Here is a 12,234-nt window from a genome sequence, read left to right as displayed (position 1 = left end):
GTCCGCGGCATGGATGCCGCGGCCAAGCCCCCAGGGACGGGTTTACGGCGTCCCCGCAATCCGACACCGCCCCGCCCAACCCACAGAAAACCCAGAGCCGCTTTGGCTTTGGCTTTGGCTTTGGCCGTTGCCCTGGCAGGTGCAGGGCGCAGCCCTGCCGACCCACCCTTCCCCTGCGCACGAAAACGATTTCACTGTTTTCAGCAAACCGTCATCCCTTCGCCACGCCAGTACCATATTGCGGAGCAGCATGCGCCCGCGCGCGACCCATGCTAAAAAACGCCCGCCCATCGCTTAGATCGATCCAAGAACGACGCTGCGATGGCCGGGAGTTGGGGGAGCAGCAACAGGACGTACCAGGCCACGCGCACGGTGCTACTGCCACTGCATGGCAATAGCGACAATGTCACTTCAAATTAGATCGATTCAAGTTGTCCGTGCCACGTCACCGGATCAATCCAGGAGAGAGGGAGAGATGGGAATGAAGCATTCAACACGTACGCATGGCCAGGACGTACTGGCGTTGGCCATCGCGCTGGCCTTGGCCGCCGCCGTCATTCCGGCTGGCGCCGCCGCGCAGCAGGCCGCTTCCACCGGCGCGCAGGACGCCACCAACCTGGACAGCGTCCAGGTCACCGGCTATCGCTACGCCATTGAAAAGAGCCTTGAGCAGAAGCGCGACGCCAACGCCGTGGTCGAAGTGATCACCGCCGAAGACGTCGGCAAGTTCCCCGACAAGAACGTGGCCGACGCACTGCAGCGCGTGCCCGGCGTGGTCATCACCCGCAGCGGCGGCGAAGGCAAGACCGTCAGCGTGCGTGGCCTGGCACCAGACCTGACCCTGACCCAGTTGAACGGCAACTACGTCGCCACGTCGGAAACCAACGACGAAGCGACCCGTTCGTTCAACTACACCCTGCTGCCGTCGAACATGCTGTCCAGCGCGGAGCTGTTCAAGTCGCCGGAAGCACGCATCGACGAAGGCGGCATCGGCGGCACGGTGATTCTGCACACCCGTCGTCCGCTGGACATGGAGTCCAACTCGGGCTTCGTCACGCTTGAGGGCACCTCCTCCGATACCCACCACGATATCGACCCGCAAGCCTCGGCCCTGTATTCGTGGCACAGCAAGGATGAGCGTTTCGGCGTGCTGATCGGCGTGACGCAGCAGAAGCGCACCACCCGTACCATGGAAGCCAGCACCGAGGACTACCAGTGGTATGGCGCCGGCAAGGCGCGCGATGCCTATGGCAACGTGCAGGCGCAGGATGGCATCCACTACTGGTGGGGCAAGTCCGGTTTCAACAACCAGACCGGCGGCAACTACAGCGATTTCTTCATGCCGACGTCGGTCAACTTCGCGGTGAAGGAAGAGAAGCGCGAGCGCAAGGGCGGCCAGCTGACCTTCCAGTTCAAGCCGGTCGACAACGTCACGATGACGGCCAACTACTTCCGCTTCGAACTGCAGGGTGATTACACCCAGAACATGCTGAAGATTCCGGAATGGAGCATGGCCCGCTTCAATGGCGATGGAAACTGGGCCGGTGGACGCCTGCTCAACGGCCTGGACTTCGATCCCAGCGGCAACACCGTTACCGGCGCCCAGTTCGAAAAGCTGGCTGGAAAGACCTACTACTGCAATGAAGACCAGGCCAAGGCTGCCGGCCTCAAGCCCGGCGGCTGGGGCCCGGACGACTGCACGGTTCCGACGCCGCAGCTGACCGGTGGCTACAGCAAGGAAAAGGCGCTGTCGCAGACCGCTGACCTGACCATCGACTGGGACATCAGCCCGCTGTGGAAGGCCTCGTTCACCGGCGGCCGCACCTGGTCCGAAGGTGGTCCGTCGATGAACTTCCGGATGTCGGCCAAGCCGCGCCGCAAGGTCGGCAACGATTACCTGTCGGGCAATCTGTACAGCGCCTGGGATCTGACCGGCACGCCTTCGGCCACCTTCTCGCCCGACCTGCAGCAGCAGCTGATGAACGGCATCGCCGAAGTCGACACCGGCTCGACCGATTCGTCGTGGAAGCGCACCGAGGTCAAGCAGAACTACTTCCAGGCCGACGTCACCAAGCTGTTTGAATCCGGCTGGCTGGACTCCATCCAGTTCGGTGCCAAGTACCGTGATGGCAAGGTCCACCGCAACACCGGCAACACCTACTGGGTGTGCCCGGGCCGTGACCCGGCCGACTATGACAACAGCCGCTACCAGAGCGGCTGCGATCCGACTGCCGGCGATGCGCAGCCTGGCTTCTTCCTGTCCAACCCGATCAGCAACATCGCTGGTGGCTTCAATGCCAACGTGTTCCCGGGCATCAACTACCCGGCCTACATCGACTACCTGAACAAGACCTACGGCGGTTCGCACAACCGTACCGAGGAAGACTTCGTCTACAACGTCAACGAGAAGATCTATTCGGGCTACTTCCAGGCCAACTTCCGCACCGAGCGTCTGCGCGGCAACGTTGGCGTGCGCGTGGTGCGCACCAAGCAGTTCGCGCAGTCCTCCGACTCGATCGAGAAGTTCAACGACTACTTCCTGGACAACGCGTCCGGCGCGCCGATGGCCTGCACCGATCCGGCCGCTGCAGCCTACCCGACCTACAGCTGCGAGAGCGGCTTCGTGCGCCTGCCGCACGACCTGGCGCAGAGCAAGACCTACAGCCTGATCGGCGTGGATCGCACGTACACCGACGTGCTGCCGAGTTTCAATATCGCCTGGGACATCACCGACACGCTGGTGCTGCGTGGCGCCGCATCGAAGGTGATCGCCCGCCCCGGCTACACCGACATCGCAGCACCGGGCGCACTGAGCTATTACAGCGAAGAGTACGTCAATGATCGCCGCGTTGCCGGTGGCGCTTCGACCGCAGGCTGGGTGGGCCAGGGCAGCAACAAGCAGCTGGAACCGTTCAAGGCCACCCAGTTCGACCTGGGCCTGGAGTGGTACTTCCAGCCGGGCGCAGTCGCCGGCGTCGGCCTGTTCCGCAAGAACGTGGACAACTTCACTTTGCCGGTGGTGCGCGACACGCCGATGGTCATCAACGGTGAAGCGGTGAACGTGCAGCGCTACGAGACCCAGGCCAATGGCCGCGATGGTGTGTCACAGGGCGTCGAGCTGTATGGCCAGTACACCTTCGATTTCGGCTTCGGCGTGCAGGCCAACTACACCTACAACGACACCAACCTGGCCTCGATTGTTCTGGACGGCCAGGAAATCGGCTCCTCGCCGCTGGTTGGCAGCGCCAAGAACCAGGCCAACGTCACGGTGTTCTACGAGAACGAGAAGTTCCTCGCGCGCGCTTCGTTCAACCGTCGCGGCCAGGTGGTCGGCGGGCTCAACAATGGCCTCACCGTCTACACCGAACCGTATGACCAGCTGGACCTGAATGTTGCCTACAACCTGACCCCGGACTGGACCCTGACCGCCTCGGTGATCAATGCCACCAAGTCCGAGCAGCGCGTGCACCTGGGCAATGACACCAAGGCCCGCCTCGTCTCCAACACCTACGCAGGCCGCCAGCTGTACTTCGGCGCCACCTGGAAGTTCTGAAGCACCACGGGTTGCGCAGGTACGCCCGGCGCAACCCACGCCCTGCTCCGGCGGGGACGTTCCTCCACGGCAGCCACGCTGGTACAGGTGGCTGCCGTTTTTTGTCGGCGCCTTGCCTGTCGTTCAGCCCGGCGCTTGACCCTGCCATCGTTGGAAGGTGCACACTGACTCCACCCCAAGAGCACCGAAGGAGCTACAGATGGAATTCCATGTTGAAGGCATGACCTGCGGTGGTTGCGCGCGCAGCGTGACCCGCGCGATCCAGCAGATCGATCCGAACGCCAGCGTGGTTGCCGACCCGCCGACCGGCCTGGTCAAGGTGCAGACCACCGCGTCGCAGGAACAGGTGTTCGCCGCGGTGAACGATGCAGGCTTTCCGCCTCGCACTGCCTGATTCCCTGAACTGCGTCCACAACGAAGCCCGCCCCGTGCACTGTCACAGGGCGGGCTTTTTGGTTCACGCGATATCGATTCAATGCTTCTGTGCGCGTCGCCGCACTGCACCGGTCTTCGCGGTATCAACCGGCACCGGCGTATCATCGTCCTCACCCAGCCGCTGCAGGATCGGGCACTCAGGGCGCTCGTCTCCCACACAACAGCTGATCAGCGACTTCAGCGTGTCGGCCATCTGCCGCATGTGCTCGATGCGCTGTTCCAGATCGGCGATGTGCTGTTCGGCCAGATGCTTCACGTCGGCACTGTGCCGCGAGGTGTCATTCCAGAGGCCCAGAAGATCGGTGATCTCGGCCACCTGGAAGCCGAGATCGCGCGCACGGCGGATGAAACGCAGGCGGTGGATGTCCGCCTGCGAATACGCCCGGTAGCCCGACTCGGTTCTATCAGCGGCGGGAATCAGGCCGATCTGCTCGTAGTAGCGGATCATCTTCGCCGACACGCTGGAGGCCTTGGCAGCTTCACCGATGTTCATGCGGATCTCCTTCAGTGGGTGGCAGCGGCGGCATCCGCCATCGGCGGCTGGAAGCGGCGCAGGCGCAACGCATTGCCCAGCACGAACACGCTGGACAGGGCCATCGCACCCGCCGCGAACACCGGTGACAGCAGCACGCCCCAGACCGGATACAGCACGCCGGCGGCCACCGGAATCAACGCGGTGTTGTAGGCGAAGGCCCAGAACAGGTTCTGCCGGATGTTGCCCAGCGTCGCCTTCGACAATGCAATGGCATTCGGCACACCCTGCAGGTTGCCCGACATCAGCACCACATCGGCCGATTCCACTGCGATATCCGTACCGGTTCCGATGGCCAGGCCGACATCGGCTTCAGCCAGTGCCGGCGCATCGTTGATGCCGTCGCCGACGAAGGCGACATGGCCATGTGTGGCCTTCAGGCGGCGCACCGCCTCGACCTTGCCTTCAGGCAGTACTTCGGCCACGACCTCGTCGATGCCGAGCTGCCGCGCGATCGCCTGCGCGGTACCGGCATTGTCGCCGGTGATCATCGCCACCTTCAGTCCGAGCTGATGCAGTGCCGCGATTGCGGCCGGCGTGCTCGGCTTGATCGGATCGGATACCGCGATGATCGCGGCCAGGCGACCGCCGATGGAGGCATACAGCGGCGACTTGCCCTGCGTTCCAAGCTGGGTGGCCAGCGCCGCGAACGGCGTGATATCCACCCTCAGATCGCGCATGAAACGATCCGCCCCCACCTCCACGCGCGCGCCATCAACGCTGGCACGCACGCCCATGCCGGTGACCGATTCGAAATCGGCCATCGCCGGCAACGCGATGCCCTGCTCGGTGGCCGCATCCACGATGGCGCGTGCAATCGGATGCTCCGAGCGCGACTCCACTGCCGCCACCGCCCCCAGTACCGTACTGCGATCAAAACCGTCGGCGATCTCCAGGTCGGTCAGGCGCGGGCGGCCTTCGGTCAGCGTGCCGGTCTTGTCCACCGCCACCACCTGCGCGTCCTTCAGCAGCTGCAGTGCTTCGCCCTTGCGGAACAGCACACCCATTTCGGCGCCGCGGCCGGTACCGACCATGATCGAGGTCGGCGTGGCCAGTCCCATCGCGCAGGGGCAGGCAATGATCAGCACCGCCACCGCATTGACCAGCGCGAAGCTCAGCGCCGGCGATGGACCGAAGATCAGCCAGACCGCGAAGGTCGCCAGCGCGGCCAGCATCACTGCCGGCACGAACCACAACGTGACCTTGTCGACCACCGCCTGGATCGGCAGCTTCGAGCCCTGCGCCTGTTCGACCATGCGGATGATCTGCGCCAGCATCGTCTGCGCGCCCACCGCCGTGGCTCGCACCGTCAGTGCGCCCTTCTGGTTGACCGTGCCACCGACAACGCTGCTTCCCGGCTGCTTCTCGACCGGAATCGGCTCGCCGCTGATCATCGACTCGTCGATGTAGCTGCGACCCTCGACCACCTCGCCATCGACCGGCACGCGCTCGCCCGGGCGCACTTCCACCACGTCGCCGCTCTGCACTTCATTGACCGGGATGTCGACGGTGCGGCCGTCACGGATCACATGGGCGACCTTGGCCTGCAGGTTGACCAGGCGCTTGATCGCCTCGGAGGTACGGCCCTTGGCCCGAGCTTCAAGGAAGCGGCCGAGCAGGATCAGCGCGACGATCACCGCCGCCGCTTCGTAGTAGACGTTCACCGTGCCCGGTGGCAACAGCCGCGGTGCAAAGGTCGCTACCACCGAATAACCGAACGCCGCGGCGGTGCCCACCGCCACCAGCGAGTTCATGTCCGGCGCCAGCCGCAGCAGTGCCGGGAAGCCCTTCTGGTAGAAACGGCGGCCGGGGATGGCCAGCACCAGGAGGGTCAGCACGAACTGCAGGTACCAGCTGGCCTGCATGCCGATGGTGGCCATCACCCACTCGTGCATGCCGGGAATCAGGTGCGAACCCATCTCCAGCACGAACACCGGTAGCGCCAGCGCGGACGCCACGATCAGGTCGCGTTTCAGTCCGGCGCGCTCGGCATCCTTCTTTTCTGCAGCCTCATCGTCGGACTGCACACCGGCCTGGATCAAGCGTGCGGCGTAGCCGACCTTGTCGATGGCCGCCACCAGCGCGTCCACGCCCGCCACGCCGCGCACGGTCGCACGCTCCGTGGCCAGGTTCACGCTGGCCTGGCTGACGCCCGGCACCGCCAGCAGCGCACGCTCCACGCGGCCCACGCAGGAAGCGCAGGTCATGCCTTCCACGGCCAGTTCAACGGTAGCGGCGGGCACGTCATAGCCCACCCGCTCCACCGCCTGGATCAGCGCGGCCCGATCGACCGGGCCCGACGGGCGGATATCCGCGCGCTCGGTGGCCAGATTGACCGAAACACTGCCCACACCTTCGACCTTGGACAGCGCGGCCTCGACCCGGCCGACACAGCTGGCGCAGGTCATGCCCTCGATGGGCAGGCTGATGGTGGCGGGGCTTGCGGGGGCTGCAATGGCGCGGGGCGTGCTCATGATCGGATTCCCGGGGTTCCTTCTGGATGTGGACAGGCTAAACCTTGCCATCGTGGGAAGGTCAAATCCAGCCGCCACGTCCAGCCGGTAGCGCCGGGCCAGGCCCGGCGTACCGCCCGCAATCCGCCTCAGAAGGTGAACACGTACTCCAGCGCGAACTCGCGGCCCACCGCGCCGAGCAGGCGGGTCGGGGCGAAGTCATAGTCCAGCTTGTACGGATCCTTGTGGTTCCAGCTGGCCGAATTGAACACGTTGTTGACGTAGACGTTGACCTTGGCGCGTTCGGTCACCTGGTAGCCCATGTTGAAGTTCCAGGTGATGAACGGCCCGACCCGCCCGTAGTAGCGCGTGGTCTGCTGGCCGGCGTTCGGGTTCGGGTTGGGCGAGCCATCCGGACGTGTTGCCGGTTCCAGGCAGTTCAGCGACGGGCTGTCGCTGGGCACATAGCCATCAGCGAACGGCAGACAGCCACCCGGGTTGTTCAGGCGATCGGTGCCCCAGTGGTAGCGCACGCCCGGCACCGAACCGATGCGGTCGGCATAGACATTGGCGTTCCAGTTGCCGCGCTGCCAGGCCAGGCTCGCGCGCAGCTTGCTGCGCAGGTCGCGGTCACGACGCTCCGGGTTCGGGTCGTTGGCGTAGCGCTGTTCCTTGGTCGAGATCTGGTTGGTGTAGTTCAGGCCCAGCTGGAAGCTGCCCCACTGCGCGGTTTCCAGGCGATAGCGCGCGGTCAGGTCGATACCGCGCACTTCGCGGCTGGCCAGGTTGAACGGCCCGCGCTCGATCGATACCAGACGGCCGTTGCTGTCGCGGTTCACGCGGGCCAGGATGCCGGCGCAGTATTCGCCACCGGCCGGATTGGCCCATGGTGTACCGTCGATGTTCTTGCCGGTCAGGCAGCCGGCTTCGCTGGCCAGCACCTCGTCGGCGCCGACGTCGACGATCATGTCTTCCAGCTTGATCGCCCAGTAGTCGGCACTGACCGACAGATTGGGCATCACATCCCAGACGAAACCGACCGTCCACGAATCGCCGGTTTCCGAACGCAGCAGTGGCGTGCCGCGGCGGTTCACGTCGAAGGTGTACCAGACGTCGGTGTTGCCCACGCCGCAGTTGTTGACCAGGTAAGCGCCACTCTGGATGCAGCGCAGGCGGTCATAGGTCTGCACTTCGGAGCTGCTCGGCTGGCCCAGCAGGTAGTGCATGTCCGGCGCATGGAAACTGGTGGCGTAGGAGCCACGCACCAGCAGCGACTCCACCGGGCGCCATTCCAGGCCGACGTTCCAGGTGGTTTCCTTCTGGCTGCCGATGTCCAGCGCTTCGCCGCTGTTGTCAGCCTTGTAGTTGCCATAGCGGTCATAGCGCGCGGCCGCAGTGGCGGTTACGCTCTCCAGCAGCGGGATCTTGAACTCGACGCCGGCCGAATAGCGGGTGCGCTCGCCGCCGCCGCGATCGACGTTCTGCAGGTCGAAGTCGATACCTGCACGCGGATCGGGGCTGAGGTGATAGCCCTGCTGCGCGACTTCGGCCACTGCCGCGAACGAAATCGGACCCGCCCACCCTTGGAACAGCTCGCCGGTGATGTCCGCCGAAGCCTGGTTGACCCACGATGATGCGCGGTTCCTCGCCACCGTGCCCATCTGCCAGTACTGGTCCGGCGTCAGCGGATTCCACCAGCGCGATTCGTTCAGTGCGTAGATCGCCTCGCCATCGGCGGTGGTGCCCAGCTTCGGACCCAGGAAGTAGTCATACGACTTCTGCTTGTCGACCACGTTCTGCCGTTCTTCAACGCGGTAGTAGGAACGCCCCACTGTGGTGCTCCAGTCGAAGCGGTCAGCGAGGCGGCCACGCAGGCCGGCGCTCCAGTCCCAGGACAGTTCGCGGTTGGTGTTGCGCAGCGTATCCAGGCCACCGACTTCATTTGGCGTGAACTGGCGCACGCCCAGGATCGGGCGGTTGCGGTTGGCATCCCAGTAGTAGCCGTTGTCGTCGTCGATCAGCGACACGCTCGGCGGATTGGTGCCCCAGATCGCTTCGGAGCGGTAGACGGCCAGGTTGGTCCAGGCCTGCAGGTCATTGCTGAAGTCGAAGGTGGCATACAGGTTGCCGGACACGTTCTCGGCACCGCCCGTAAGCAGCCAGTTCGCATAGTCCGCACGCATGCCGCACAGGCGGCCGGTGTTGGTGATGGTGTTGGCGGCGTAGTTGTAGACCAATCGATCGGCGGTGTAGTACTCGCCATCGAACTTCTCGCAGGTGCCGGTGGGCGGCGCCAGGCGCTGGCCGGTGGTCGGATCGATCAGCGCCAGGCCGGCGGTGGGACGGAAGCCGACCTTGCGTTGTTCCATGTTCCAGGACGGATACGGTGCATCATCGGCATCGTCCATCTGCGGGCGGTCACGACCGAACAGCGGGTCGCGCTTGGTGTACTGCAGCGCGTAGGTCACGCTCCAGTTGTCGCCGGTCTTGCCGCCGGCCCAGGACAGGTCCCAGGTATCACGGCCGCCTTCGGTGGAGGTGCCGCCGCGTACGCGCACTTCATCGCCGTCGTAGTTGGTTTTCAGGATGACGTTGACCACGCCGGCGATCGCATCCGAACCATAGATGGCCGAGGCGCCACCGGTCAGCACTTCGATGCGCTCCACCGCCGCGGCCGGAATGTTGCCGTAGTTGGAGAAGTTGGTTTCACCGCCATACGGCAGCGGGTAGTCCGCCACGCGACGGCCGTTGACCAGCAACAGCGAGCGGTTCGGGCCCATCCCGCGCAGGTTCAGGCCGCTGGCATTGGGCGTATGCGAGCCCCACTGCGAGGCGGCTTCAACAGTGCCGGTCGCTTCGGTGAGGGTCTTCAGCGCGTCGTACACGCTGACGAAGCCTTCCTTCTGGATCTGCGCGGCGGTGATCACATTGACCGGTGCCGGGCCTTCGACACTGGCGCGCTTGATGCGCGAGCCGGTGACGGTGACCGCATCGAGATCCTTGGTGGACGAGCTTGGGGCTTCCTGCGCATTGGCAGCCAGGGGAAGCAGGGCCAGGACCAAGGCCTGGGACAGCAGGTGACGGCGCTTGCGGACGATCTGAGCCATGGGTGGTTGCTCTTCGAAAGTGTGAACGCATGGACGGGTGGTGGTGCGGCACTACCGGTGATCCGGGCGCCTGGATCGGTTCAGGACCGTCGCAGCACCCTCCCCTGTGGATCGATCCAAACTAAAGCACAGCTGAATCACACCCGGCATGCGGCGACGCAGCAACAGCCCGCGGAATGCCGCTACCGGCCACCGTCATCCCGAACAATCAAAGGGTTGCGAAACATCGCTGAGAGAACGGCTCACACGTCAATGACACGATCGCGACAATCGCGCGCGGAACGGTTTTGTCCGTGATGCCGTGTACGGCCGACAGCGGGTCGTTGTAGATCCGAGCCCGCGCTCGGCTGCTGTTGTTCGCCGCGAAAAGCAGCCGAGCGTGGGCTCGGCTCTACAGAAGAGGCGGGCTACCTTGCGCCGTCCAGCGCCTGCCGCAGCGCGGCCACGGTCGCGGTGGCGGTCTGGCTCCAGTCCGGGTCCAAGCCGCGCAGGGCCGGGTTCTGGAACTGCATGGCCGAGCGGCGCAGGCCTTTTGCGGACGCGTGCAGTTCGGTACAGCCCGCCTGCCGCGCGACGGTTGCGATGTTGCCCGGGGCCAATCCGGCACCTGCCATCACCGTGATACGCCCGGCCGCCTGGGTGACCAGCGCCGCCAGCACATCGACACCGGCCTCGGCGCTGACCTGGCCGCCCGAGGTCAGCACGCGCTGGCAGCCCAGCCCGATCACCTGTTCCAGCGCTGCCGGCAGGCCGCGGGCCGCATCGAAGGCGCGATGGAAGGTCACCTGCAACGGCCCGGCCGCCTGCATCAGTTCACGGCACAACGCCACGTCAACGCCGCCCTGCACATCCAGCGCACCGATCACCACGCCATCGCAGCCCAGCGCGCGGCACTGCGCGATGTCACGCAGCATCAGTTCGGTTTCCAGCGCGTCGTAGTGGAAATCACCCGGGCGCGGGCGCACCAGTACGAACAGCGGAATCGACAGGCGTTCGCGGGCAATCGCGATGGTGGCAAACGACGGCGTGGTGCCACCCTCGACCAGGTTGTCGAACAGCTCGATGCGGTCGGCCCCGCCGGCCTGCGCCGCCAACGCCGAGGCCAGCGAGTTGCTGGCGATCTCCAGGGTCAGCCGCGTGCTCACGCCTGGGTGCTCGTGTAGATCGACGGCGAATCGCGCAGATCATCCTGGCGCTGCGCATCGCACACGGCGTAGACGAAGCCGCGATGCAGCGCGTAGGCGCCCACCTCGCCCTGCTTGTTCATGGCCAGGAAGCACACCTGCAGGGTCTTGCTCGCCTCCGGCCGCTTGCGCATCACACGGTCGATTGCCTCGCGGCAGGCCTGTGCCGGCGAGCGCCCCTGGCGCATCAGCTCAACCACCAGGAATGAAGCGGCGTTGCGGATCATCTCCTCACCCACGCCCGAGGCGGTGGCCGCACCCACTTCGTTGTCGACGTACAGGCCGGCACCGATGATCGGGCTGTCGCCCACGCGTCCGTGCAGTTTCCAGGCCATCCCACTGGTGGTGCAGGCACCGGCCAGATGGCCCTTGGCGTCCAGTGCCAGCATGCCGATGGTGTCGTGGTTGTCGCTGTTGCCGGGAATACCCCGGCGCTCGGCATTGATCTGTGGCTGGTACTTCTCGGTCTTCAGCCACTCGCGCCAGGCCGCTTCGGCCTGCGGCGCCAGCAGGTGCTTGCGCTCGAAACCCTGCTGCACCGCGAACTGCTGCGCGCCCTCGCCCACCAGCAAAACATGCGGGCTGTTTTCCATCACTTTGCGGGCCACCGACACCGGATGCAGGATGTCGACCAGCGCAGCCACCGCACCACAACGGCCATCGCCATCCATGATGCTGGCATCCAGGCTCAGCACGCCATCGCGATCCGGGTTGCCGCAATGACCGACGGTGGGGTTGCACAGCTCACTCTCGGCCCAGCGTGCGCCCGCTTCCACCGCATCCAGCGCGCTGCCGCCCTGCGACAGCACCTTCCATGCGGCCTGGTTGGCCGGCACGCCGAAGTCCCAGGTCGAAACCACCTTGGCCCCACCCTGCGTGCGCGCCTGCACGCCCGGCAAAGCCGCCATGCCTGCGGCCAGTGCGCCGGCCTGCAGGAACTGCCTGCGATCCACCATCTTCCCCTCCCAGT

At 65.3% G+C, this 12,234-nt stretch carries 7 protein-coding genes; 2 read left to right on the top strand and 5 right to left on the bottom strand.

Annotated features, from left to right (window positions below; translation table 11 throughout):
- The first annotated feature begins 475 nt into the window (after positions 1-475).
- The gene (locus tag ACTJJM_RS06035; protein WP_049453303.1) at positions 476-3,553 is read left to right on the top strand and encodes a TonB-dependent receptor; all 3,078 of its coding nucleotides are present in this window, start codon (positions 476-478) and stop codon (positions 3,551-3,553) included.
- Between the two features lie 199 nt (positions 3,554-3,752).
- A complete protein-coding gene (locus ACTJJM_RS06030; RefSeq protein WP_019338512.1) occupies positions 3,753-3,947 on the top strand; it encodes a heavy-metal-associated domain-containing protein in 195 nt (64 codons plus the stop codon).
- Positions 3,948-4,025: 78 nt separating this feature from the next.
- On the opposite strand, the gene cueR is transcribed toward ACTJJM_RS06030, so the two are convergent.
- The 5 genes from cueR to ACTJJM_RS06005 all read right to left on the bottom strand — a co-directional run bounded on the left by cueR (position 4,026) and on the right by ACTJJM_RS06005 (position 12,220).
- Positions 4,026-4,481: a Cu(I)-responsive transcriptional regulator gene (gene cueR / locus ACTJJM_RS06025; protein ID WP_440865313.1), complete on the bottom strand. Its 456-nt coding sequence runs from the start codon at positions 4,479-4,481 to the stop codon at positions 4,026-4,028.
- 11 nt (positions 4,482-4,492) lie between these two features.
- Positions 4,493-6,994, bottom strand: coding sequence for a heavy metal translocating P-type ATPase (locus ACTJJM_RS06020; RefSeq protein ID WP_440865312.1), 2,502 nt, complete (start codon positions 6,992-6,994; stop codon positions 4,493-4,495).
- A 128-nt stretch (positions 6,995-7,122) separates the two neighbouring features.
- Complete coding sequence (locus tag ACTJJM_RS06015) at positions 7,123-10,080, bottom strand: TonB-dependent receptor plug domain-containing protein (RefSeq protein ID WP_440865311.1); 2,958 nt, start codon at positions 10,078-10,080, stop codon at positions 7,123-7,125.
- Between the two features lie 407 nt (positions 10,081-10,487).
- The gene (locus ACTJJM_RS06010) at positions 10,488-11,225 is read right to left on the bottom strand and encodes a copper homeostasis protein CutC (protein ID WP_440865310.1); all 738 of its coding nucleotides are present in this window, start codon (positions 11,223-11,225) and stop codon (positions 10,488-10,490) included.
- Positions 11,222-12,220 (bottom strand): N(4)-(beta-N-acetylglucosaminyl)-L-asparaginase, encoded by a 999-nt coding sequence (locus ACTJJM_RS06005; protein ID WP_440865309.1) that lies wholly within the window; start codon positions 12,218-12,220, stop codon positions 11,222-11,224. Before ACTJJM_RS06005 ends, ACTJJM_RS06010 begins: the two co-directional genes overlap by 4 nt.
- Positions 12,221-12,234 lie beyond the last annotated feature (14 nt).

This window comes from Stenotrophomonas sp. 22692, assembly GCF_052045015.1.
In the GTDB taxonomy this organism is placed as follows: Bacteria; Pseudomonadota; Gammaproteobacteria; order Xanthomonadales; family Xanthomonadaceae; genus Stenotrophomonas; species Stenotrophomonas geniculata.
The sequence above is the reverse complement of the archived record's forward strand: the minus strand, read 5'-3'. Positions and strand labels throughout refer to the sequence as shown.